At 70.7% G+C, this 24,252-nt stretch carries 21 protein-coding genes and 1 pseudogene; 13 read left to right on the top strand and 9 right to left on the bottom strand.

The window, feature by feature from the left end; genetic code table 11:
• Window positions 1-275 precede the first annotated feature (275 nt).
• Window positions 276-749, top strand: a complete 474-nt coding sequence (gene aroQ / locus ACIRFL_RS40580; RefSeq protein ID WP_404039752.1) for a type II 3-dehydroquinate dehydratase — start codon at window positions 276-278, stop codon at window positions 747-749.
• Window positions 750-822: 73 nt separating this feature from the next.
• Here aroQ and ACIRFL_RS40575 read toward each other — a convergent pair whose 3' ends face one another.
• The 6 genes from ACIRFL_RS40575 to ACIRFL_RS40550 form a co-directional block, all read right to left on the bottom strand.
• Window positions 823-1,590: an amino acid ABC transporter ATP-binding protein gene (locus ACIRFL_RS40575; protein ID WP_404039750.1), complete on the bottom strand. Its 768-nt coding sequence runs from the start codon at window positions 1,588-1,590 to the stop codon at window positions 823-825.
• Window positions 1,587-2,510 (bottom strand): amino acid ABC transporter permease, encoded by a 924-nt coding sequence (locus ACIRFL_RS40570; RefSeq protein ID WP_404039747.1) that lies wholly within the window; start codon window positions 2,508-2,510, stop codon window positions 1,587-1,589. The genes ACIRFL_RS40575 and ACIRFL_RS40570 overlap by 4 nt, the downstream gene beginning before the upstream one ends.
• The gene (locus ACIRFL_RS40565) at window positions 2,507-3,388 is read right to left on the bottom strand and encodes an ABC transporter substrate-binding protein (protein ID WP_404039744.1); all 882 of its coding nucleotides are present in this window, start codon (window positions 3,386-3,388) and stop codon (window positions 2,507-2,509) included. The genes ACIRFL_RS40570 and ACIRFL_RS40565 overlap by 4 nt, the downstream gene beginning before the upstream one ends.
• Window positions 3,389-3,963: 575 nt before the next feature.
• Complete coding sequence (locus ACIRFL_RS40560; RefSeq protein ID WP_404039741.1) at window positions 3,964-4,335, bottom strand: hypothetical protein; 372 nt, start codon at window positions 4,333-4,335, stop codon at window positions 3,964-3,966.
• Window positions 4,336-4,475: 140 nt separating this feature from the next.
• Complete coding sequence (locus ACIRFL_RS40555) at window positions 4,476-5,126, bottom strand: MBL fold metallo-hydrolase (RefSeq protein ID WP_404039739.1); 651 nt, start codon at window positions 5,124-5,126, stop codon at window positions 4,476-4,478.
• 44 nt (window positions 5,127-5,170) lie between these two features.
• Window positions 5,171-5,860, bottom strand: coding sequence for a maleylpyruvate isomerase family mycothiol-dependent enzyme (locus ACIRFL_RS40550; protein ID WP_404039737.1), 690 nt, complete (start codon window positions 5,858-5,860; stop codon window positions 5,171-5,173).
• A gap of 224 nt (window positions 5,861-6,084) precedes the next feature.
• Here ACIRFL_RS40550 and uvrA point away from each other — a divergent pair, with 224 nt between their 5' ends.
• Window positions 6,085-9,123, top strand: a complete 3,039-nt coding sequence (gene uvrA, locus ACIRFL_RS40545; RefSeq protein ID WP_404039734.1) for an excinuclease ABC subunit UvrA — start codon at window positions 6,085-6,087, stop codon at window positions 9,121-9,123.
• A 234-nt stretch (window positions 9,124-9,357) separates the two neighbouring features.
• Here uvrA and ACIRFL_RS40540 read toward each other — a convergent pair whose 3' ends face one another.
• The gene (locus tag ACIRFL_RS40540) at window positions 9,358-10,269 is read right to left on the bottom strand and encodes a carbohydrate kinase (RefSeq protein WP_404039731.1); all 912 of its coding nucleotides are present in this window, start codon (window positions 10,267-10,269) and stop codon (window positions 9,358-9,360) included.
• A complete protein-coding gene (locus ACIRFL_RS40535) occupies window positions 10,266-11,393 on the bottom strand; it encodes a LacI family DNA-binding transcriptional regulator (RefSeq protein WP_404039728.1) in 1,128 nt (375 codons plus the stop codon). The genes ACIRFL_RS40540 and ACIRFL_RS40535 overlap by 4 nt, the downstream gene beginning before the upstream one ends.
• A 215-nt stretch (window positions 11,394-11,608) precedes the next feature.
• Between ACIRFL_RS40535 and ACIRFL_RS40530 the strand changes: the two genes are divergently transcribed.
• Window positions 11,609-12,034, top strand: a complete 426-nt coding sequence (locus tag ACIRFL_RS40530; protein ID WP_404039725.1) for a Rieske (2Fe-2S) protein — start codon at window positions 11,609-11,611, stop codon at window positions 12,032-12,034.
• A gap of 17 nt (window positions 12,035-12,051) precedes the next feature.
• On the opposite strand, the gene ACIRFL_RS40525 is transcribed toward ACIRFL_RS40530, so the two are convergent.
• On the bottom strand, window positions 12,052-12,999 hold the full coding sequence (locus ACIRFL_RS40525; RefSeq protein WP_404039722.1) for a hypothetical protein: 948 nt from the start codon (window positions 12,997-12,999) through the stop codon (window positions 12,052-12,054).
• A 651-nt stretch (window positions 13,000-13,650) separates the two neighbouring features.
• On the opposite strand from ACIRFL_RS40525, the gene uvrC reads away from it, so the two are divergent.
• From uvrC to ACIRFL_RS40475, 10 genes and pseudogenes are all read left to right on the top strand, one after another.
• Complete coding sequence (gene uvrC / locus ACIRFL_RS40520) at window positions 13,651-15,729, top strand: excinuclease ABC subunit UvrC (RefSeq protein WP_404039720.1); 2,079 nt, start codon at window positions 13,651-13,653, stop codon at window positions 15,727-15,729.
• Window positions 15,726-16,727 (top strand): RNase adapter RapZ, encoded by a 1,002-nt coding sequence (gene rapZ, locus ACIRFL_RS40515; RefSeq protein ID WP_404039717.1) that lies wholly within the window; start codon window positions 15,726-15,728, stop codon window positions 16,725-16,727. The genes uvrC and rapZ overlap by 4 nt, the downstream gene beginning before the upstream one ends.
• Entirely contained in the window at window positions 16,724-17,791 is a 1,068-nt protein-coding gene (yvcK, locus tag ACIRFL_RS40510; protein WP_404039714.1) for a uridine diphosphate-N-acetylglucosamine-binding protein YvcK, read from the top strand. Before rapZ ends, yvcK begins: the two co-directional genes overlap by 4 nt.
• Entirely contained in the window at window positions 17,782-18,771 is a 990-nt protein-coding gene (gene whiA, locus ACIRFL_RS40505) for a DNA-binding protein WhiA (protein WP_351746563.1), read from the top strand. Before yvcK ends, whiA begins: the two co-directional genes overlap by 10 nt.
• 471 nt (window positions 18,772-19,242) lie before the next feature.
• Window positions 19,243-20,250: a type I glyceraldehyde-3-phosphate dehydrogenase gene (gene gap / locus ACIRFL_RS40500; protein ID WP_404039711.1), complete on the top strand. Its 1,008-nt coding sequence runs from the start codon at window positions 19,243-19,245 to the stop codon at window positions 20,248-20,250.
• 125 nt (window positions 20,251-20,375) lie between these two features.
• The gene (locus ACIRFL_RS40495) at window positions 20,376-21,596 is read left to right on the top strand and encodes a phosphoglycerate kinase (protein WP_404039708.1); all 1,221 of its coding nucleotides are present in this window, start codon (window positions 20,376-20,378) and stop codon (window positions 21,594-21,596) included.
• Entirely contained in the window at window positions 21,593-22,369 is a 777-nt protein-coding gene (gene tpiA / locus ACIRFL_RS40490) for a triose-phosphate isomerase (protein WP_404039706.1), read from the top strand. The genes ACIRFL_RS40495 and tpiA overlap by 4 nt, the downstream gene beginning before the upstream one ends.
• A gap of 160 nt (window positions 22,370-22,529) precedes the next feature.
• Complete coding sequence (secG, locus tag ACIRFL_RS40485; RefSeq protein ID WP_189942979.1) at window positions 22,530-22,760, top strand: preprotein translocase subunit SecG; 231 nt, start codon at window positions 22,530-22,532, stop codon at window positions 22,758-22,760.
• Between the two features lie 199 nt (window positions 22,761-22,959).
• Window positions 22,960-23,295 carry an RNA polymerase-binding protein RbpA gene (locus tag ACIRFL_RS40480; RefSeq protein WP_003976875.1) on the top strand — a complete coding sequence of 112 codons (336 nt, stop codon included), beginning with the start codon at window positions 22,960-22,962 and terminating at the stop codon, window positions 23,293-23,295.
• Window positions 23,296-23,895: 600 nt separating this feature from the next.
• Window positions 23,896-24,252: pseudogene (locus tag ACIRFL_RS40475) on the top strand (glucose-6-phosphate isomerase); the annotation flags it as partial.

Below are 24,252 nucleotides of genomic sequence, written 5' to 3'. Positions count from 1 at the left end.
CGGGGGTGTGCGGAGGTGAGTCCTGCGTCAGTAGATGACCGTGATGCGCCGGGCCGGGCCGCCGCCGCGAATCGTTCCTCCAGGGCGCATCGCGAACGGGCCCGGCGCGAGCGAAGCCGACGTCGAAGACGACCGGCGTGGAGGGGGCGTACGCCCACGGCGCACAGGCACCCGGCCGGGCCGCCGCCGCACCACGCGCCGTCGGCGCACCGTGGTAAACCGGGTCCCAGAAGCGGTCGTCGACACACCGCCACCCCGAACGGACCGGAGGAACCGTGCCCCGCACCCTGGCCAATGCCCCGATCATGATCCTCAACGGGCCCAATCTGAACCTGCTCGGCCAGCGTCAGCCCGAAATCTACGGCTCCGACACCCTCGCCGACATCGAGGCCCTGTGTGCCAAGGCCGCGGAGGCGCACGGCGGCACGGTGGACTTCCGGCAGTCCAACCACGAGGGCGTACTCGTCGACTGGATCCACGAGGCACGGCTCAACCACTGCGGGATCGTCATCAACCCGGGTGCCTACTCGCACACATCCGTCGCGATTCTGGATGCGCTCAACGTCTGCGACGGCCTGCCCGTGCTGGAGGTCCACATCTCCAACATCCACAAGCGCGAGTCGTTCCGGCACCACTCGTACGTCTCCCTGCGCGCCGACGGCGTCATCGCCGGGTGCGGAGTGCAGGGGTACGTGTTCGGCGTGGAGCGGGTCGCCGCTCTGGTGGGCGCGGCACAGACCGACGTCTAGGACGCACAGGTCTGAAACCCGATCGACGCCTTGAAGCCGGCTGCCGCCTTCGAGCCGTCGCCTTGGGGGCGGCTCACAGGCGGCCCGCCTCCACGATCCGCCGCAGGAAGCGCCGGGTGCGCTCCTGCCGCGGGTCCTCGAAGACCTGCTCGGCGGTGCCCCGCTCCAGCACGACGCCGCCGTCCAGGAAGCAGACCTGGTCGGCGACGTCCCGGGCGAAGCCCATCTCGTGCGTCGCCAGCACCATGGTCATGCCGTCGTCCTTCAGGCCGCGGACCATGGTGAGTACTTCGCCGACCAGCTCGGGATCGAGGGCCGCGGTGATCTCGTCGAGCAGCAGCAGCCGCGGGCGCACCGCCAGGGCCCGTACGATCGCCACCCGTTGCTGCTGGCCGCCGCTCAACCGGTCCGGGTACGCCCGCGCCCTGTCACCCAGACCAAGCCGCTCCAGCAGCTCCATGGCGCGCTCCTCCGCCTCCGCGCGCGCCACCCCGTGCGCCCGGCGCGGGGCGAGCGTGATGTTCTCCAGCACCGTCATGTGCGGAAACAGGTTGTACGCCTGGAAGACCACGCCGATACGGCGCCGTACCGCGTCCTGGTCGACCCTGGGGTCGGTGATCTCCTCGCCGTCCAGCCAGATGGCGCCGTCGTCGATCTCCTCCAGGAGGTTGGCGCAGCGCAGCAGCGTCGACTTGCCGGAGCCGGAGGCGCCGATCAGCGCCGTCACCGTGTGCGGGGCGACCTCCAGATCCACGTTCCGCAGGACGACCGTGCCGCCGAAGGTCTTGCGGACGGACTCCATGCGCAGCACAGGGGAGCCGTCCGTGTGCGTGGTGCTCATATCGTGCCTCCCTGGGTCCGCTGCCGGTCCATCCGGGCCGTCACCCAGTCCGTGAAGCGGGTCATCGGGATGGTCAGCGCGACGAAGACCAGTCCCGCGACGATGTACGGCGTGTAGTTGAGACTGCGGCCCACGATGATGTCCGCGGCCCGCACGGCGTCCACGGCGCCGCCGATGGACACGAGTCCGGTGTCCTTCTGAAGCGACACCAGGTCGTTGAGCAGAGGCGGCACCTGGCGCCGCACGGCCTGGGGCAGCACCACATGCCGCAGCGCCTGCCGGTTGGTCAGACCGAGCGAGCGGGCCGCGGCACGCTGCGAGGGATGCACGGACTCGATGCCGGCGCGGAAGACCTCGGCCACGTACGCCGAGTACGTCAGGGTCAGCGCCGTGCCGCCCAGCAGCACCGGATCGACCGTCACACCCTGCAGCCGCAGCGCCGGAACACCCAGCACCACGATCATCAGATTGATGATCAGCGGCAGTCCGCGGAAGAAGTCGGTGTACGCGGCGGCCAGCACCCGCAACGGGAAGAACACCGGGCCGCGCAGCGTGCGCGCGACGGCGATCAGCATGCCGAGGACCAGGACGGCGGCCCCGCAGACGAGCAGCAGTCGGACGTTCAGCCACAGCCCTTCGAGGATCTTGGGGAACGCCTCGCGCGCGTACTGCCCGTTGAAGAACGTCTCCCGGGTGCGCGGCCAGCCCGGTGCCTTGACGACGACCAGGTACAGGACGGCAGCCGTCACCAGCGTCGACAGCGCCGCCACGGCCGTCGCGCGCCGGGCCCGGGCGCGCTTGTGGCGCTCGCGGTCGAGCCGCCGCCGCGACGGGACATAGCCGTCGCCGGCCCGGTCGTCCGACAGGTGACCCTTGTCGTGCGCGCCCTCCCTGCCGGACTCGCCCTTCGTGACCGTCACTTGAGCACGGGGGCGTCGACGGCATCGGACAGCCACTGCGTCTCGATCCGGGCGAGGGTGCCGTCCTTGCGCAGCGCGTCGACGGCCCGCGTGACACACGGGGTGAGCGCGCTGCCCTTGTCGAGGACGAGCCCGAACTGCTCTGGGGTGCCGCCCTGGTTCTCGAACTGGCCGACGATCTCGGCGTTCGTGATCTCGGCGGCCGTGATGTAGAACGCGGTCGGCAGGTCGACGACGATGGCGTCGACCTGGCCGTTCTTCAGAGCGGATTTCGCCTGGTCGTTCTTGGCGTACACGGCCGCTTCCCGCTTGGGCCGCACCACGTCGTTGATGTAGTCCAGGCTGGTGGTGCCCACCTGGGCGCCCAGCTTGAGACCCGCCAGATCCGCGATGCCCGTCGCCTTCGCGGCCTTCGTGCCCTTGAGGGCGATGACGGCCTGGCGCACGTCGTAATAGCCCGACGAGAAGTCCACGGCCTTCTTGCGTTCGGCGCTGATCGACACCTGGTTGATGTCGAAGTCGAAGGTCTTCGCCCCAGGCGCGAATGCCTTGTTGAAGGGAAGGCTCTGCCAGACGACGGCGTCCCGGTCGTAGCCGAGCTGCCGGGCCACCGCGTACGCCACCGCCGACTCGAAGCCCTTCCCGTTGGCGGGCTTGTCGTCCTTGAACCACGGTTCGTAGGCGGGTTCGTCCGTGGCGACGGTCAGCTTGCCGGGCGTCTCGGTGTCCAACTCGCCCTTGGCACAGGCGGTCCCGGCCGAACCGGACGGCGTGGCGGCCGCCTTCTCCTCGGGCTGCGGAGCGCAGCCGACGGCGGTGGCGAGCAGAGCTATGACGGCGGCGATGGCGCCGCGCAGTGCGCGAGGGGCAAGATGCATGGCGGGAGAGTGGCAGTGAATGCCGTGTTTGTCGAGGTCATGATGGTAATAGTCCGCATGCTGGGAACGGGTGTTGCCGCCGTGTGAACGCCGCCGCCGGCCTGCCGGTGGCCGCCCGTGCCTGCCGGTGGCCGTCCAGGCCCGGCCGACCGCGCCCGCCTCCGTGGCCGGCGGTCTGTGACCCTCTGTCCGCCGCCTGGGCCGCCGGCCGAGGGCGGGATGGTGTGGCCGACGGCCCGTCCCGCCCAGGAGCCGTCATCCTGCGCGGGGCTGCTACCAGTTGACCGCGCATCAGCGCACTCCGGGAGCGCGCACGCGCCCCCGACGTGTGCGAACGATTCACACGGGGCGCGTGCCGCCACCTTGCGCGGGGCGCGCGGGCCGAGCGTGCGCTGGGCGCAGGACCCGAGTGCCCGCGCTCGGCACTCATGGCAGGCGCGTACGCGGCGCATGCGCACGGGCCGCGCACGCGCCAGCGTGAAGACGGCGACCGCACGCCCCACCGTGCACCACATCGCGTCCAAGCGCTCCGCACCGCTCGGTGGCGGGGCGGATGGCTGCATCGGCGTGTGCCGTCACAGGTCGGTCCTGCCGCCGAAGTGCTCCGGAATCTGATCGCGCAGTGTCAGCTCCACATCCCAGAACTCCTGCTCCTGACCGAGGCGAGAGCGCTGAAGCGCCGTACGCAGGCCCTTGATCAGGCTCTCCAGCCGAATCTCGTCGCCCGGTTCGCCGGCACGTCGTGCCTCGGCCAGGAGTCCGGCGAAAGCGCCGACCGCGGCATCCCGGTGCTCCTCCCAGAGCCAGGCGAACACACTGCCGAACGGCTCTCCGGGGGCCACGACTTCGGCGTCCCGGCCGAAGTGGGCGATTTCTTCGGCCTCGCTACGGACGAACCCGCTGAGCAAGTGCTCGAACGTCCGATGCGGAACCCCTATGCGATCCATGTACGTCCCTTCGCCGGCGACTGCCGGGGACATCGTGACGGGCTCGGAGACGACGCGACAGGGGGCGCGCGGCGGAGGGTGCGCGCCAGTGGGCGACGTGGGGGCGATGTGACGGAGCGCGTCCGAGTCGCACCGGGGGCCTACCAGCCGCGGGCCCACCACTCCTGGATGTGGGGACGTTCCGCCCCGAGGGTGGTGTCGTTGCCGTGGCCCGGATAGATCCACGTCTCGTCCGGCAGCGTGAAGACCTTCGCCTCAAGCCCGGACATGAGGCTCTGGAAGTCCGCGGGTCGCGTCGTCCGCCCCGGACCCCCCGGGAAGAGGCAGTCCCCTGTGAAGACGTGCGGATGGCCGTGCGGGTCGTCGTAGACCAGCGCGATCGAGCCCGGGGTGTGCCCCACCAGATGGCGCGCGGTCAGCTGGACCTGCCCCACCCGGATGACGTCCCCGTCGTCGACCGGGACGTCGGTCGGCACCGGGATGCCGGCGGCGTCGTCCCGGCCCGCGAACGTACGCGCGTCCGTGGCCGCCACCACCCGGTCGAGCGCCTGCCAGTGGTCACCGTGCCGGTGCGTGGTGACCACGGAGGCGATGCCGTCGTCACCGATCATGCCGAGCAGCGTCTCCGCGTCGTTGGCGGCGTCGATCAGCAACTGCTCGTCCGTGGCCCGGCAGCGCAGCAGATAGGCGTTGTTGTCCATCGGCCCGACCGCGATCTTGGTGATCATCAGGTCCTTGAGCTCGTGCACGTCCGCCGGTCCGCCGACCGTCACCTCTCCGCTGTACGTCATGGTCGTCAGCCTATAGCGGGGGAGCGGCACGGGGACCCGCACGGCTACAGCGGGGGCAGCGTCGGCAGCGGGCCGCCCGCGGCCCGCAGGGCGGAGCCGTCGCGCCGCCCGGCCAGCCAGCCGAGCAGGTCGGCGGCCGATCCCTCCACGGCGACCGGGCCGCCGTCGGCGCCGCCGCCCGTGGTCCACGTGCGGCCCTGCTCGTCGGCCAGACTCGTCGCGGGCACGTCCCGGTGACCGCGGAAGCGCTCCGCGAGGAAGTCGATCTCGCGCGTCACGAACTCCGCCGGAAGATCCTCCAGCTCGTAGCCGATCCCGAGATCCACGTGGTGCAGCTCGACCTCGCCCCAGCGCCGGAACGGCACCCGCCGCGCAGCGTCGACGACCCCGTTGCGCAGTTCCACCGTCCGGGCCCAGTCCGCGGGCGCGGCGCCCGCGTTCTGGAATCGGGCCGCGCTGTCGCGCAGGTCGGCGAGCTGGACGTCCAACGGGCGCGGGGCGTCCCGCTCGATGTCGGCGTCGCGGGCCTCGGCGGAGGCGTACATGGGACGCCCCTCCAGGACGTTCACGAGCGCGTCCGCGTTGCGGGCCAGGTGAGCCAGGATGTGTCCGCGGGTCCAGCCGGGCAGCCGTGACGGCTCGGTCACGGCGGCGTTGTCCAGTGCGGCGGCTGCGATGAGGAGCCGGTCGGACGCGGTACGTACAGACGCCAGGTCGTGGGCGTGATCAATCATGGGGCCGACCCTAGCCCCGCCACTCCTTCGGGTGAAGGTTGTGGGGTCGGCCCGCAAATCGAATGTGCGTGCTATATCGTCGGGAGCGGCGTCGGGCATGCTGGATGGCCAGGGTTTGTTATCCAAGCGGGAATCCGACCGGCGTTGTCAGTGGCTCCCCCTAGTCTGAAGAAGCACGGGGGCTCCGGCCCCTGTCACTTCTCTGAAGAAAGGTGCGGACCGGCGTGGCCGACCGTCTCATCGTCCGTGGCGCGCGCGAGCACAACCTGAAGAATGTCTCGCTCGACCTGCCGCGTGACTCGCTCATCGTCTTCACGGGCCTGTCGGGGTCGGGCAAGTCCTCGCTGGCCTTCGACACCATCTTCGCCGAGGGACAGCGGCGCTACGTGGAGTCGCTGTCCTCCTACGCCCGGCAGTTCCTCGGGCAGATGGACAAGCCGGACGTCGACTTCATCGAGGGCCTGTCCCCGGCGGTCTCCATCGACCAGAAGTCGACCTCGCGCAACCCCCGCTCCACGGTCGGCACCATCACCGAGGTCTACGACTACCTGCGTCTGCTCTTCGCGCGGATCGGCAAGCCGCACTGCCCCGAGTGCGGCCGGCCCATCTCGCGCCAGTCGCCGCAGGCCATCGTGGACAAGGTCCTGGAACTGCCGGAGGGGAGCCGCTTCCAGGTGCTCTCCCCCCTCGTGCGCGAGCGCAAGGGCGAGTTCGTCGACCTGTTCGCCGACCTCCAGACGAAGGGGTACAGCCGTGCGCGTGTGGACGGGCAGACCGTCCAGCTCTCCGAACCGCCCGCGCTGAAGAAGCAGGAGAAGCACACCATCGAGGTGGTCGTCGACCGCCTCACGGTGAAGGACTCCGCCAAGCGCCGCCTCACCGACTCCGTGGAGACCGCCCTCGGACTGTCCGGCGGCATGGTCGTGCTCGACTTTGTCGACCTCCCCGAGGACGACCCCGAGCGCGAGCGCATGTACTCGGAGCACCTGTACTGCCCCTACGACGACCTGTCCTTCGAGGAACTGGAGCCCCGCTCCTTCTCGTTCAACTCGCCCTTCGGCGCATGCCCCGAATGCACCGGCATCGGCACCCGCATGGAGGTCGACCCCGAGCTGATCGTCCCGGACGAGGACAAGTCCCTCGACGAGGGCGCCATCCACCCCTGGTCGCACGGCCACACCAAGGACTACTTCGGCCGCCTCGTCGGCGCCCTGGCGGACGCCCTGGGATTCCGGACGGACATCCCGTTCGCCGGCCTGCCGCAGCGCGCCAGGAAGGCCCTGCTCTACGGCCACAAGACGCAGATCGAGGTGCGCTACCGCAACCGGTACGGGCGAGAGCGCGTGTACACGACGCCCTTCGAGGGAGCCGTGCCCTTCGTCAAGCGCCGGCACAGCGAGGCCGAGAGCGACGCCAGCCGCGAGCGCTTCGAGGGCTACATGCGCGAGGTGCCCTGCCCCACCTGTGAGGGCACCAGGCTCAAGCCGATCGTCCTCGCCGTCACGATCATGGAGAAGTCGATCGCCGAGGTCTCCGCGATGTCGATCAGCGACTGCGCGGACTTCCTGCGCGAGCTGAAGCTGAGCGCCCGGGACAAGAAGATCGCCGAGCGGGTGCTGAAGGAGGTCAACGAGCGGCTGCGGTTCCTGGTGGACGTCGGCCTCGACTACCTCTCGCTGAACCGCGCCGCGGGCACGCTCTCCGGCGGCGAGGCCCAGCGCATCCGCCTGGCCACCCAGATCGGCTCCGGGCTGGTCGGCGTCCTGTACGTCCTCGACGAACCCTCGATCGGCCTGCACCAGCGCGACAACCACCGGCTCATCGAGACCCTGGTCCGGCTGCGCGACATGGGCAACACGCTCATCGTCGTGGAGCACGACGAGGACACCATCAAGATCGCCGACTGGGTCGTGGACATCGGCCCCGGCGCGGGTGAGCACGGCGGAAAGGTCGTGCACAGCGGCTCCCTCAAGGAACTGCTCGTCAACGAGGAGTCGCAGACCGGTCAGTACCTGGCGGGCAGGAAGTCCATTCCGGTGCCCGACATCCGGCGCCCGCAGGACCGGTCCCGCAGACTCACGGTGCACGGGGCCCGGGAGAACAACCTCCAGGACATCGACGTGTCCTTCCCGCTGGGCGTGTTCACGGCCGTCACGGGGGTGTCCGGCTCCGGGAAGTCGACGCTGGTCAACGACATCCTCTACACACACCTGGCCCGCGAGCTGAACGGCGCCCGCAATGTGCCGGGGCGGCACACGCGCGTGGACGGCGACGACCTCGTCGACAAGGTCGTGCACGTCGACCAGTCGCCCATCGGCCGCACCCCCCGGTCCAACCCGGCGACGTACACCGGCGTCTTCGACCACATCCGCAAGCTGTTCGCCGAGACCACCGAGGCCAAGGTCCGCGGCTACCTGCCCGGTCGCTTCTCCTTCAACGTCAAGGGCGGCCGCTGCGAGAACTGCGCGGGCGACGGCACGATCAAGATCGAGATGAACTTCCTCCCGGACGTGTACGTGCCGTGCGAGGTCTGCCACGGCGCCCGGTACAACCGGGAGACCCTTGAGGTCCACTACAAGGGCAAGTCCATCGCCGAGGTCTTGAACATGCCGATCGAGGAGGCCCTCGACTTCTTCGAGGCCGTCCCCGCGATCGCCCGCCACCTCAGGACCCTGCACGACGTCGGACTCGGCTACGTCCGACTCGGCCAGTCCGCGACCACTCTGTCGGGCGGCGAGGCGCAGCGCGTCAAGCTCGCAAGCGAACTCCAGCGCCGCTCCACCGGGCGCACCGTCTACGTCCTGGACGAGCCGACCACCGGTCTGCACTTCGAGGACATCAGCAAGCTGCTGAAGGTCCTCTCCGGCCTGGTCGACAAGGGCAACACGGTCATCGTCATCGAGCACAATCTCGATGTGATCAAGACCGCCGACTGGGTCGTCGACATGGGCCCCGAAGGCGGAGCGGGTGGCGGGCTCGTCGTCGCCGAGGGCACACCGGAGGAGGTCGCCGGGGTCCCGGCGAGCCACACCGGCAAGTTCCTGCGTGAAATCCTTGGCGCCGAACGCATCAGCGACGCGGCCTCGGTGCCCGCCCCGCGCCGGGCCCCGGCCAAGAAGACCGTCGCGGCCAAGTCGACGGCGAAGCGGACGACCACGTCCAGAACGGCGAAGACCGCCAACAACACGGCGACCAAGAAGGCCGAAGGCGTCACCAAGAAGGCGGCACCCGCGAAGAAGACGACACGGACGCGCAAGGCGTAGCCGCGCGCCCGGACCTCCGGAGCCGGGCGGCGACCACTTCCTGACAAGTCCTCAAAAAGCGGCGCCCCACGGGAACTCCCCGCGGGGCGCCGCTCGTTCTCATCACAGCCACCCCGGCCTGCGGTTCGGCCGCTCCCACGAACCGCAGGCCCGGTCGAACCTTGACAACACCATCAAGGAAACCGCCCTCGAAGGGCCCTCGAAGCCGCTGCGCGCCTCCCGCCGCCGACGCCCCTACCACTCGCCCAGTTCGGCGGCGTACGGCGGCTCCGCCCCCGCCCGTGAGCACGTGATCGCCGCCGCACGTGCCGCGAACCGCAGCAGCCGAGTCCAGCCGTCGGCGCCCAGGCCCGCCAACGCCCCGGCGGACAGCGAGCCCTGCGCGGACAGCCCGTGCAGCAGGGCCGCGTTCACCGTGTCACCGGCACCGATCGTGTCGACGACGTCGACCTTCTCACCCGGCACGGAGTACTCCGCGCCGTCCCGGGTGAAGGCAGTGAGCCCGTCACCACCCCGGGTGACCACCACGGCCGAGGGGCCCGCGGCCAGCCACTCGCGCGGGCTGCCGCCCAGCCACTCGGCGTCCTCCTCCGAGAGCTTCAGCAGCGTCACGGAGGGCAGCCAGCCGCGGAAGCGGGCCCGGTAGGCGTCCGGGTCCGCGATCAGGCCCGAGCGGATGTTCGGGTCGAGCGCGGTGAAAAGTCCCTGCCCGGAGGCCGTCCGCATCAGCTCCTCGTAGGCGCTCGCCCCCGGTTCCAGGACGAGCGAGCAGGTGCCGAAGGACACGGCGCGCACCCCGGCCGGGAGGGCGGCCGGGACCGCGAAGAGGCGGTCGGCGGTGCCCTCGACGTAGAAGGAGTAGGCGGCCGAACCGTCCCCGTCGATGGTGGCGACCGCGAGGGTCGTCGGTTCCGTGCCGCGCTGCACACCCGAGACGTCGACGCTCGCCCCGCGCAACCCGTCGAGCAGGGCCTCACCGAAGGCGTCGTAGGAGGTGCGCGAGCAGAAGGCGGTCGGGGAGCCCAGACGGCCGAGGGCCACGGCCGTGTTGTAGGGGCCGCCGCCGAGCGCCGGCTTCAGCTGAGCCAGGGCGCCCGTGCCCTGCGGTACCAGGTCGATCAGGGCCTCACCGGCGACGACGATCACGAGACGCTTCCTTTCGCGGGCTGCTCGGGCTGGTCCGGTTGCCCGGGGTGTCGGGGTTGCTGGGCGGGCTCCGGCGGCCCGGTCCGCACGGAGGACTCCGGGCAGCCACATGAAGAGCGGTGCACGAAGGCGCACGGGAGCCTCACCGTCCGTGCGGGGCGGTTTGGTGCGGCCAGGCGGTCCAGCAGCACGCGGACGGCCTGTGCGCCGATCTCCCTGCTGGGCTGGGCGATCGCGGTGAGCCGGGGCGAGAAGAGGTCCGCCCAGGCGAAGTCGTCGAAACAGCACAGGGCGATGTCGTCCGGCACCCGCAGGCCCCGGTCCCGCAGGGCTCGCAGGGCGCCGATGGTCATCGCGTTGTTGGCGGTGACGAGGGCCGTGGGCGGATCGGCGAGGGACAACAGGGCCGCTGTCGCCCGCTCGGCACCGGCCGACTCGGAGTTGCCCGGCACAACGAGGCGTTCGTCGTGGGGGAGACCGGCGGCGGCGAGGCCGTCCCGGTAGCCGGCGATCCGTTCGCCGGTGGTGCTGAGCCCGGGCAGTCCGGCGACCAGGCCGATCCGGCGATGACCCAGTGCGGCGAGATGGGTGACCAGGCGTGCCATGGGCTCGGCACCCTCGGCGCAGACCTGGTCGAAGAGCGGCGGCGCGTCGGCGGTCGCCCCGTCGAGGCGGTCGTCGATCAGCCGGTCCAGGAACACCGTGGGTACGGCATGACGGCCGAGGTAGGCGATGAGGTCGCGCGGATCGGCGGACGGGGCGACGATCATGCCGTCCACGCGTCGCTCGTGGAGCAGTTGGACGACCTTGCGCTCGTGCCGTGGGTCGTCGTGCGGGTCGGCGATCAGCAGGCCGTAGCCCTCCTCCAGGGCACCTGCCTCGACACCCTGAAGGATCTCGGTGAAGTAGGGGTTGCTGATCGCCGACACCGCGAGCCCGATGGAGCGGGTCCGGGAGGTCACCAGAGAGCGGGCGAGGGTGTTGGGCGTGTATCCGAGCCGGTCGACCGCGTCCAGCACGGCCTGGCGGGTATGGGGCAGCACGGGACGCGTGCCGTTCAGCACGTGGGAGACGGTCGCCACGGAGACGCCGGCGCTCCGGGCCACGTCGGCCATGGTGGGCATCGCGCTTCCTTCCCAGCGGGCTGCGGCGGTCTTTCTGGCCGGGAAGGTACCTCATCCGAGGGCAGCGCGTAAACGCTTGCGCAAGCGTTTACGCCCCACCAGCACCAGATCGGGGACCTTGCCCCTCGCCGGCCTTCCCGGCCACCCGCGGCGAACCCCGGGGCGGGTCGCGGATAGGGTCGACCCCGTACCACCCCCTGACCGTGGAGACCCCGATGCCCGCCCGCCCCTCCGCACGTCGTCGTACCGTCCTTCGAGGAGCCGCCGTCGCACCGGTGGCCGGGCTCGGACTCGCCGCCTGCTCCGGACCGGGCGGAACCACATCGGACGCGACGCCGACCGCTCCGGTGGAACTCGGCGCCGAGAGCGAGGTCGCCCAGGGCGGCGCCCAGCTGTACCAGGACCACAACGTCGTGGTCAGCAGGGACGCCGGGGGCACGCTGAAGGCATACAGCACCGTCTGCACACACGCCGGGTGCCCCATCAACAAACTGGAGGGGACGAAGCTGATCTGCCCCTGCCACGGGAGCGAGTTCGACGCCATGACGGGCAAGGTGGTGCAGGCGCCGGCCACCGAGCCGCTTCCCGAACTGCCGGTGAAGGCGTCCGGCGGCAAGCTCATCGCGGGGCCCGGCGCCTGATCAGCGAGGTGGCGGGCTCACTCCCAGTCCCAGCCGATCCCGATGATGCCCGGCCGCACCCGCGGCTCGACCAGGTGCACCGAGCGGTGCACCCCGCTGAGCGGCAGTTCCTGCCGACCGCTGCGCGGCGCCGCGGGGGAGTGCTGGGTGAAGCGATGACAGCGGGTGGGGAGGGCGTCCGCGTCGAAACGCACCTGGAGGGCGTACTGACCGCCGGGGAAGGCGAAGCCGCGTACGTACTCGCGTGAGGGTCCGGCCGTGCCGTCCTCGACGCCGTACCGGAACAGGAAGGTGTCACCCGAGCGCAAGCGGGTGCCGAAGAGCAGTTCGGCGACCAGGACACCGGTGTCCTGGTCCCAACGGACGCGTCCCGTGCGGCAGTTCTCCAGGGCGTGCACCGTCATCCGGCCGGGCGCGCAGCCCGGGTCGCCGTGATGGACGGCCACGAAGCGGTCGACCCCGTCCCGGTGCGCCCGCACGATGTGGTGCGACTCGTGGCCGGCCAGTTCACGGCGCGCGCCCACCCGTACCCGCTCGTGGTGGCCCAGTGCGTGCAACCCGCCGTCGAGGCTCCAGCCCAGCTCGGCCTGGAGCCGGTCCAGGACTCCGGAGGCCTTTGTCCGGGAGCGGTACGAGCGGGCCGCGGGACGCTGGGCGGCCGGGACCTCGTCGGTCTCGGCGAGCAGCCGGATCAGTGACTCGTCCGGCAGCTTGAGTATGTCCTCCAGCGCGCGAACGGCCCGCAGCGACTCCGGGCGCTGTGGCCGCCGGGCACCCTGCTGCCAGTAACTCAGGCTGGTGACGCCGACCTTGACCCCGTGCCGTGACAGGTGGTGCTGGACGCGCTGGAGCGGCAGGCCGCGGGCGGCGATCGCGGCGCGGAGCGCGACATGGAAGGGGCCGCCCCGCAGGGCCGTGTCCAGTTCCTCGCTGGCGAGGTCCGCGTGCTGTGTGCCGTGCCGCATGCACAGGGGCCTTTCTGTGAGGGTTCGCTACGGCGGGTCAGACCGTTCGCGCGGGTCTTCGGGGTCACCGGCGGCCGCCGGTGACGCCCGCCTATCCGTACGCCTGTCCGTGCGCTGTCGTTCACGGCCCCGAGTTCCACCGCATTGAAGCGTGTTGACCAATCCCCGACAACACCTCGGGCCCAACCGCGGTACGCGGTCGGCCGCCGTGACCGCGGCACACGGCCGACCGCCTCGGCTGCGGCACAGGCCGGCCTCCCTCGACGGCCGGCCGCCTCGCCCTCCGCCCTGCCCGCCCGGCCACCGGGGGACCCTCCGTCCTGCGGCCGGGCGCCTCGCCCGCGGCCCCTTCCGCCCGGCCACCGAGCACCGAGGGCCCGTAGCCGCCGCCCCATGTCCGCCGCCTGGGCGGCGGCCGAGACCGACGCCACCCCGAGCCCCGCCCTGCCCTGCCCGGTCCGCGCTGCCTCGCTCGGCATCGCCCACCCCGCATTCCGCGCCGGCTGCCGCGCTGACGGGCGACGAGGCGGGAGGTGTGCCGCAGCGACGGAACGCCGGGGAGCCCTCGAAACGCGGCTCGGTACCGAGGGGCACAGCGGCGTTGTCCACAGGCCCGTCGGACTGTCCCCGCCCGACAGTAGGGTGTGAGACATGGCCGATCCCTCCAGCTACCGCCCCAAGCCGGGAGAGATTCCGGACTCTCCCGGGGTGTACAGGTTCCGTGACGAGCACCGCCGGGTGATCTACGTCGGAAAGGCGAAGAGCCTGCGTCAGCGCCTGGCGAACTACTTCCAGGACCTGGCGAACCTCCACCCGCGCACCCGGACGATGGTCACCACGGCCGCGTCCGTGGAGTGGACCGTCGTGTCCACGGAGGTCGAGGCGCTGCAGCTGGAGTACTCCTGGATCAAGGAGTTCGACCCCCGGTTCAACGTCAAGTACCGCGACGACAAGAGCTACCCCTACCTCGCGGTGACGATGAACGAGGAGATCCCGCGCGTACAGGTGATGCGCGGTCACAAGAAGAAGGGCGTGCGCTACTTCGGGCCGTACGGGCATGCCTGGGCCATCCGCGACACGGTCGACCTGCTGCTGCGCGTCTTCCCGGTGCGCACCTGCTCGGCCGGTGTCTTCAAGAACGCCGCCCGCACCGGCCGTCCCTGCCTGCTCGGCTACATCGGCAAGTGCTCGGCGCCCTGCGTCGGCCGGATCTCCGCCGAGGACCACCGTGAACTGGCCGAGGAGTTCTGCGACTTCATGGCCGGCCGCACGGGCACCTATCTGCGCCGTCTGGAGCGGCAGATGACGGAGGCGGCCGAGGAGATGGAGTACGAGCGGGCCGCCCGCCTGCGCGACGACATAGGTGCCCTGAAGAAGGCCATGGAGAAGAACGCGGTCGTGCTCGCCGACGCGACCGACGCCGACCTGATCGCCGTCGCCGAGGACGAGCTGGAGGCGGCCCTCCAGATCTTCCACGTCCGCGGCGGGCGGGTGCGCGGCCAGCGGGGCTGGGTGACCGACAAGGTGGAGGAGGTCACCACCGGCGCCCTCGTCGAGCACGCCCTCCAGCAGCTCTACGGCGAGGAGAAGGGGGACGCCGTACCCAAGGAGGTCCTGGTCCCCGCCCTGCCGGAGCCGGTCGAACCCGTGCAGGAATGGCTCACCGGGCGCCGCGGGTCCCATGTCTCCCTGCGCATCCCGCAGCGCGGTGACAAGAAGGCCCTGATGGAGACCGTGCAGCGCAACGCCCAGCAGGCGCTCGCCCTGCACAAGACCAAGCGCGCCTCCGACCTGACCACCCGCTCGCGCGCCCTGGAGGAGATCGCCGACGCCCTCGACCTGGACAGCGCGCCCCTCCGGATCGAGTGCTACGACATCTCCCACCTCCAGGGCGAGGACGTGGTCGCCTCCATGGTCGTCTTCGAGGACGGGCTCCAGCGCAAGAGCGAGTACCGCCGCTTCCAGATCAAGGGCTTCGAGGGCCAGGACGACGTCCGCTCCATGCACGAGGTGATCACCCGCCGCTTCAAGCGCTACCTCGCCGACAAGGAGAAGACGGGCGAGTGGGTGGACGAGGCCGGGGAGAACGGGGAGATCGGGGAGAACGGCCTCAAGGACGAGAACGGCCTCAAGGACGAGGACGGCCGTCCCAAGAAGTTCGCCTACCCGCCGCAACTGGTCGTCGTCGACGGTGGCCAGCCGCAGGTCGCGGCCGCCCAGCGGGCCCTGGACGAGCTGGGCATCGACGACATCGCCGTCTGCGGCCTCGCCAAGCGACTGGAGGAGGTCTGGCTGCCCCATGACGACGACCCGGTGGTGCTGCCCCGCACCAGCGAGGGCCTTTATCTGCTCCAGCGCGTCCGTGACGAGGCGCACCGGTTCGCCATCACCTACCAGCGCGCCAAGCGTGCCAAGCGGTTCCGGGCCGGCCCCCTGGACGACGTGCCGGGCCTCGGCGATACCCGCAAACAGGCGTTGATCAAGCATTTCGGCTCGGTGAAGAAGCTGCGGTCCGCGACAATCGACCAGATCCAGGAGGTGCCCGGCATCGGCCGCAAGACGGCCGAGACCATTGCCGCGGCCTTCGCCCGGGCGGCCCCGGCCGCACCCGCCGTGAACACGGCGACCGGAGAGATCATTGAAGACGAGGAACCCGATACGACGGGGGGTTCCTCGGGGGAGCCCGTGACCGCGGGCGTCCCGGACGAACGACGGGGGCAGGAGAGATGACCGAGCACGACGCACAGCACACAGCGGAACGAGATCGAAAGCACAAGGAAGCGAGCGAGGATCAGCCGCAGCCAGCGGTCCGGGAAAACGGAGAGGCAGTGAGTACGGACATCACGACGGCTGGGGTCCCGGAGGCGGCCATCCCCGAGCTGGTGATCATCTCCGGTATGTCCGGAGCGGGTCGCTCGACGGCCGCGAAGTGCCTGGAGGACCTGGGCTGGTTCGTTGTCGACAACCTTCCGCCCGCGCTGATCCCGACCATGGTCGAGCTGGGTGCCCGCTCCCAGGGCAATGTGGCCCGGATCGCGGTCGTCGTCGACGTACGCGGCCGGCGCTTCTTCGACAACCTGCGGGAATCCCTCGCCGACCTCGACACCCGGGGGGTCACCCGGCGGATCGTGTTCCTGGAGTCCTCCGACGAGGCCCTGGTGCGCCGCTTCGAGTCCGTGCGCCGCCCGCACCCCCTCCAGGGCGACGGCCGCATCGTCGACGGCATCGCCGCCGAGCGTGAGCTGCTGCGCGAGCTGCGCGGAGACGCCGACCTGGTGATCGACACCTCCAGCCTCAACGTGCATGAGCTGCGCGCCAAGATGGACGCCCAGTTCGCCGGCGAGGAGGAGCCCGAGCTGCGGGCCACGGTGATGTCCTTCGGCTTCAAGTACGGCCTCCCGGTCGACGCCGACCTGGTCGCGGACATGCGCTTCCTGCCCAATCCGCACTGGGTACCGGAGCTGCGCCCGTACACCGGAGTGCACGAGGAGGTCGCCGCGTACGTCTTCAACCAGCCCGGCGCCAAGGAGTTCCTCGACCGGTACGCCGAACTGCTGCGCCTCATCGCGGCCGGCTACCGCCGCGAGGGCAAGCGCTACGTGACCATCGCCATCGGCTGTACCGGTGGCAAGCACCGCTCGGTGGCCATGTCGGAGAAGCTCGCCGCGCGGCTCGCGGCCGAGGGCGTGGAGACGGTGGTCGTGCACCGGGACATGGGACGGGAATGACGCCACGTACTCCGCGGCTGAGCAGGCTGCGTCTGGCGGTCCCCGAGGCACGTGCGAGCCGCCCCGCCGAGTCCCGTGGCGCCCGGCCGCGCCGCCGGGGCACCCAGCCCAAGGTCGTCGCCCTCGGCGGCGGCATGGGCCTGTCCGCCTCGCTGGCCGCGCTGCGCCGGATCACCGGCGACCTCACCGCCGTCGTCACCGTGGCCGACGACGGCGGCTCCAGCGGGCGGCTGCGCGACGAGTTGGGCGTGCTGCCGCCCGGCGACCTGCGCAAGGCGCTGGCCGCGCTGTGCGGGGACGACGACTGGGGCCAGACCTGGTCCCGGGTCATCCAGCACCGCTTCGAGTCCCAGGGCGATCTGCATGATCACGCGGTCGGCAATCTGCTGATCGTCGCCCTGTGGGAGCAGTTGGGCGACCATGTGCAGGCCCTGGACCTGGTCGGCAAGCTGCTCGGTGCGCACGGCCGGGTGCTGCCCATGTCGGCCGTGCCGCTGGAGCTCCAGGCCCTGGTCAAGGGCCATGATCCGGCCCGGCCGGAGGAGGTCGACACGGTACGTGGGCAGGCGACGGTGGCGCTGACGCCCGGCGAAGTGCAGTCGGTGCATGTCGTGCCGCACGATCCGCCGGCCGTGCCCGAGGCCGTCGCGGCGGTCCTGGACGCGGACTGGGTGGTGCTCGGCCCCGGCTCCTGGTTCTCCTCGGTCATCCCGCACCTGCTCGTGCCCGAACTGCTGGACGCCCTCACCAACACCAAGGCGCGCCGTGTGCTCTCCCTGAACCTCGCTCCGCAACCGGGAGAAACCGAAGGCTTCTCACCGCAGCGTCATTTGGAGGTTTTGGGGCGACACGCCCCTAAACTCGCCCTGGACGTGGTGCTGGCCGACGAAGCCGCCGTGCCCGACCGGGAATCGCTCACAGAAGCCGCCAAGCGGCTCGGGGCGGCGGTCGAGCTGGCGCCGGTGGCCCGGACCGACGGCTCTCCCCGGCATGACCCGGAGCTGTTGGCTGCCGCGTACGACCGTATTTTTCGGATGCATGGAAGGATCGGCCCATGGCGATGACGGCAGCGGTGAAGGACGAGATCTCCCGGCTCCCCGTCACCCGGACCTGCTGCAGAAAGGCGGAGGTCTCCGCCATTTTGCGGTTCGCCGGCGGCCTTCACCTGGTGAGCGGGCGCATTGTGATCGAGGCGGAGCTGGACACGGCGATGGCGGCCCGCCGGCTCAAGCGGGACATTCTGGAGATCTTCGGCCACAGTTCGGAACTGATCGTGATGGCGCCCGGCGGGCTGCGCCGCGGTTCGCGCTACGTCGTGCGGGTGGTCGCGGGCGGTGACCAGCTGGCCCGGCAGACGGGGCTCGTGGACGGCCGGGGGCGTCCGATCCGGGGCCTGCCCCCGCAGGTGGTCTCGGGGGCCACCTGCGACGCCGAGGCCGCCTGGCGCGGGGCTTTCCTGGCGCACGGCTCGCTCACCGAGCCCGGCCGCTCCTCCTCCCTGGAGGTGACCTGCCCGGGTCCGGAGGCCGCGCTCGCCCTGGTCGGCGCCGCCCGCCGGCTGTCGATCGCGGCGAAGGCCCGCGAGGTGCGCGGCGTGGACCGCGTGGTGGTGCGCGACGGCGACGCGATCGGCGCCCTGCTCACCCGCCTCGGCGCGCACGAGTCCGTGCTGGCCTGGGAGGAGCGGCGGATGCGCCGCGAGGTCCGTGCCACGGCCAACCGGCTGGCCAACTTCGACGACGCGAACCTGCGGCGCTCCGCGCGTGCGGCCGTCGCGGCGGGCGCGCGGGTCCAACGGGCCCTGGAGATCCTGGGCGAGGAGGTTCCCGAACACCTTGCCGCCGCCGGCAGGCTGCGCATGGAGCACAAGCAGGCGTCCCTGGAGGAGCTGGGCGCGCTCGCCGACCCGCCGTTGACCAAGGACGCGGTCGCCGGCCGGATCCGCCGGCTGCTCGCCATGGCCGACAAGCGCGCCGCCGACCTGGGCATCCCGGGCACGGAGGCCAACCTCACCGAGGAGATGGCGGACAACCTGGCGGGCTGACGGCCCCCATCCGCCACCAGCGCCGCACCCCGGGCAGGCCGATCAGGCCACGGCGGAGCCGGTCGACGCCGTGGCGAGCGCACCGACCTGACGGGTGCTCGCGTCGGGTCGGGCGCACGGGGCGGGCGAGAGCCGGCCGCGTCGACGCTCCCCTCGCTCGCGTCAACTCGCTGCCGCGGACAACGCTTTGGAGTGACTTCTCCGGCGGCTCAAGCGCGGCGGATCCCTCGAAACGGTGAAATCGGCGGTCCGCTGTCCTCGGACGCCCGCGGACCTGCCCCGTCCCGTTGCGCGGTGGCGGCGGGCCGGGCGGTCCGTACCCCTACTGGCGGGTACGGACCGCGGTGTCGTCTATGGGGCGTCTCGATGTCACCGACGGGGCCACGGGGAGGTAGGGTCGGGGGTGGTCGGGGACATCCCATACAGCTCGCCGGCAAACGAAGGCCGGCGTACCAACGAGGAGATCGGTTCGTGACGATCCGCGTAGGCATCAACGGCTTTGGCCGCATCGGTCGTAACTACTTCCGCGCGCTGCTGGAGCAGGGTGCAGACATCGAGATCGTGGCTGTCAACGACCTGGGTGACACCGCGACCACCGCTCACCTGCTGAAGTACGACACCATCCTGGGCCGCCTCAAGCAGGAGGTCTCCCACACCGCCGACACCATCACCGTCGACGGCCACACCATCAAGGTGCTCTCCGAGCGCGACCCCGCCAACATCCCGTGGGGCGAGCTGGGCGTCGACCTCGTCATCGAGTCGACCGGCATCTTCACCAAGCGCGAGGACGCCGCCAAGCACCTCGCCGGCGGCGCCAAGAAGGTCATCATCTCGGCTCCGGCCAAGGATGAGGACATCACCATCGTGATGGGCGTCAACCAGGACAAGTACGACGCGGCCAACCACCACGTCATCTCCAACGCCTCCTGCACCACCAACTGTGTGGCGCCCATGGCGAAGGTCCTGGACGAGAACTTCGGCATCGTCAAGGGCCTGATGACGACGGTGCACGCGTACACGAACGACCAGCGCATCCTGGACTTCCCGCACAAGGACCTGCGCCGCGCCCGGGCCGCCGCGGAGAACATCATCCCGACCACGACCGGCGCCGCCAAGGCCACCGCCCTGGTGCTGCCGCAGCTCAAGGGCAAGCTGGACGGCATCGCCATGCGCGTCCCGGTCCCGACCGGCTCCGTCACCGACCTGGTCGTCGAGCTGGGCCGCGAGGTCACCAAGGAAGAGGTCAACGCCGCCTTCCAGAAGGCCGCCGAGGGCGAGCTGAAGGGCCTCCTCGACTACACGGAGGACCCGATCGTCTCCTCCGACATCGTCAACGCCCCGGCGTCCTGCACCTTCGACTCCTCCCTGACCATGGTCCAGGAGGGCAAGAACGTGAAGGTCATCGGCTGGTACGACAACGAGTGGGGCTACTCCAACCGCCTCGTCGACCTGACCGTCTTCGTCGGCGGCCAGCTCTGATCGCCACAGCAGGCGCCACTTCGATGTGAGTGCAGGGCTCGGGCAGCGCCACCGCGCGCGGTCCGAGCCCTTACGCGCGTGTTCAGCCCTCGTACGATCACGAGCCCTCTCCGGGAGTCCCATCCATGAAGACGATCGACGAACTCCTCGCCGAAGGCGTCGACGGCAAGCGGGTCTTCGTCCGCGCCGACCTCAACGTCCCGCTCGCCGACGGCGTCATCACCGACGACGGCCGCATCCGCGCCGTCCTGCCCACCATCAAGGCCCTCGCCGAAGCGGGCGCCAAGGTGGTCGTCGCCTCCCACCTGGGCCGCCCCAAGGGCGCCCCGGACCCCGCGTTCTCGCTGCTGCCCGCGGCGGAGCGGCTGGGTGAACTCCTCGGCGCGCCGGTCGCGTTCGCCCAGGACACCGTCGGCCCCGCCGCCCACGGCGCGGTGGACGGCCTGCAGCCCGGCCAGGTCGCGGTCATCGAGAACCTGCGCTTCAACCCCGGCGAGACCTCCAAGGACGACACCGAGCGCGGCGAGTTCGCCGACCGGCTGGCCGCCCTCGCGGACGTCTACGTCGGTGACGGCTTCGGCGCCGTGCACCGCAAGCACGCCTCCGTCTTCGACCTCCCGGCCCGGCTGCCGCACTACGCGGGCCACCTCATCGCCACCGAGGTCGGCGTGCTGAAGAAGCTCACCGAGGACGTCAAGCGTCCCTACGCCGTCGCGCTCGGCGGCGCGAAGGTCTCCGACAAGCTCGCCGTCATCGACGAACTGCTCGGCAAGGCCGACCGTCTCCTCATCGGCGGCGGCATGGCCTACACCTTCCTGAAGGCCAAGGGCTACGAGATCGGCGTCTCCCTCGTCCAGGAGGACCAGATCGCGGCGGTCACCGAGTACCTGGAGCGCGCCGAGAAGCAGGGCGTCGAGCTGCTGCTCCCGGTCGACGTGGTGGTCGGCCCCGCCTTCCCGGACCTGAAGGCCAAGGCGGCGACCGAGCACTCCGTGGTCGACGCCGACAAGATCCCCGCCGACCAGATGGGCCTGGACATCGGCCCGAGGACCGGCGAGCTGTATGCCGCCAAGCTCGCCGACGCCGCGACCGTCTTCTGGAACGGTCCCATGGGCGTCTTCGAGCACCCCGACTACGCCGAGGGCACCAAGACGGTCGCCCAGGCCCTCGTCGACACGGACGGCTTCACCGTCGTCGGCGGCGGAGACTCCGCCGCGGCCGTGCGCACGCTCGGCTTCGACGAGACCGCATTCGGCCACATCTCGACCGGTGGCGGCGCCTCCCTCGAATACCTAGAGGGCAAGACGCTCCCCGGCCTCGCCGCACTGGAGGACGACCAAGCATGAGCACGCGCACGCCGCTGATGGCGGGCAACTGGAAGATGAACCTCAACCACCTGGAGGCCATCGCACACGTCCAGAAGCTCGCCTTCGCCCTGGCCGACAAGGACTACGAGGCCGTCGAGGTCGCCGTCCTGCCGCCCTTCACCGACCTGCGCTCCGTGCAGACCCTGGTCGACGGCGACAAACTCAAGATCAAGTACGGTGCCCAGGACGTCTCGGCGCACGACTCCGGTGCCTACACCGGCGAGATCTCCGGATCGATGCTGGCCAAGCTGAAGTGCACCTACGTGGTCATCGGCCACTCCGAGCGCCGCCAGTACCACCGCGAGACCGACGAGCAGGTCAACGCCAAGGCCAAGACCGCCTTCAAGCACGGCCTGACCCCGATCCTCTGCGTCGGCGAGGAACTGGACGTCCGCGAGGCGGGCGACCACGTCACGCACACCCTCGCCCAGGTCGAGGGCGGTCTGAAGGACCTCACGGCCGAGCAGGTCGAGACGATCGTGATCGCCTACGAGCCCGTGTGGGCCATCGGCACCGGCAAGGTCTGCGGTGCCGCGGACGCCCAGGAGGTGTGCGCGGCCGTCCGCGGCAAGATCGCCGAGCTGTACTCGCAGGACGTGGCCGACAAGGTGCGCATCCAGTACGGCGGCTCCGTGAAGTCGGGCAACGTCGCCGAGATCATGGCCCAGCCCGATGTCGACGGCGCCCTGGTCGGCGGCGCCTCGCTGGACTCCGACGAGTTCGTCAAGATCGTCCGCTTCCGCGACCAGTGAGCCACGGGGGCGCGGCCCCGGCCGGGGCCGCCCCGGAGGCGGCCCGGCGGCGCCGCGAGTAGGCGGCAGCAGAGATACGTCGTACCCTTGCGGGGGCTGGTAGGTACCTGCCGGCCCCCGTCGTCCATCCGAATCCGAGGAAGTTGGTCCAGCCGTGGTTTTGGGGTTCTCGATCGCCCTGATCGTCTTCAGCCTGCTGCTGATGCTGCTGGTGCTGATGCACAAGGGGAAGGGCGGCGGCCTCTCCGACATGTTCGGTGGCGGCATGCAGTCGTCCGTCGGCGGCTCCTCGGTCGCCGAGCGCAACCTCGACCGGATCACCGTGGTGATCGGTCTGCTGTGGTTCGCGTGCATCATCGTGCTCGGCCTGCTCATGAAGACGAACAGCTGAGTGACGCATACGTTGCGAACGTAAGGCCCCATGTTCGGTACGTGCCTCTGGGCGCGGCCTATCATGGGGCTTGCGTCTGGTTGAGGGGACGGTAACTCCCATCACTGGACGCGCGTTGGGCCTTACGTAGACTAAGGCGCTCGCGGCGGAGCGGAACGCCGACTCGCTTCGCGGCACCATCACGCAGGGAGTTACGACCGTGGCAAGTGGCAACGCGATCCGAGGAAGCCGGGTCGGGGCGGGGCCGATGGGCGAGGCCGAGCGGGGCGAGTCCGCCCCGCGTCTGCGCATCTCCTTCTGGTGCTCCAACGGGCACGAGACGCAGCCCAGCTTCGCCAGCGACGCGCAGGTTCCCGAGACCTGGGACTGCCCGCGCTGCGGCTTCCCGGCCGGACAGGACCGGGACAACCCGCCGGACCCGCCGCGCACCGAGCCGTACAAGACGCACCTCGCGTACGTACGGGAGCGGCGCAGCGACGCGGACGGCGAGGCGATCCTCGCCGAGGCGCTCGCCAAACTGCGCGGCGAGATCTAGCAGTTGAGAACCGGCCGGGCGCCCGTGGGTGCCTGGCCGGAGCCGTTCGGCGGGACTGCGGGCACCGTCCGCGGACCCATTGTCAGTGGCGTCCTTTACGGTTTGTGCATCGGCGAATCGTGAGGGGGACACATGACGGGGGTCGCGGCGGTGGGCAGGAGTGCACCCGTGGGACGGCGCGGGGAATGCGGGGGATCCCGACGGCCGTGGACGGCCGCCGTCGTCTTCCGCTTCGCGGCCCCGCTGCGCACCGCCGTGACCGTCGGTGGTTACGCTCTGTGGCTGCTTTCGGCCACGCTTCAGACGGTCTTCGACCACACCTCCTCGGCCCCCGTGTGCGGGCCGCGCCATCACACCGCCGGGCGCCAGCGGCATGGGCGCCCCGATCGCCAGGCCGGTGCCGCGGGCCGAACGCCGGCCGCGCGCCGGGACCGCGGGATACGCATACGTTGATACCGGAGGGCAAGCCGGACGTATCTGTGGGTGCGCCGCACGACGGCGCTACGGGACGTCATCTCACGCCCTGATCAATTAGGTTGGGAACGGCAGCGGGCAAGGCACGCAGCAGGACAGGCGTAGGAAAGAAGGCTGAAGTCCGAAATGAACGCAGACGGCCGTACCAGGCTTGACCAGATGCCCGAGTGGATCGCGCTGGCGGAGCACCGCGAGCAGCTTGCCGACTCCCACCTGCGCGACCTGTTCGCCGCCGACCCGGGGCGCGGCACGGGCTACACGCTGCATGTCGGTGACCTGTACGTCGACTACTCGAAGCACCTGGTCACCGACGAAACGCTGAGGTTGCTGCGCGAGCTGGCCGTGGCGAGTGATGTGTTCGGGCTGCGGGACGCGATGTTCCGTGGGGAGAAGATCAATGTCACGGAGGGCCGGGCGGTGCTGCATACGGCGCTGCGGGCGCCGCGGGATGCGGTGATCGAGGTCGACGGGGAGAACGTGGTC

This window comes from Streptomyces sp. NPDC102462, assembly GCF_044765425.1.
In the GTDB taxonomy this organism is placed as follows: Bacteria; Actinomycetota; Actinomycetes; order Streptomycetales; family Streptomycetaceae; genus Streptomyces.
Note: the sequence above shows the minus strand (reverse complement) of the source record. Positions and strands in the feature narration are given on the sequence as shown.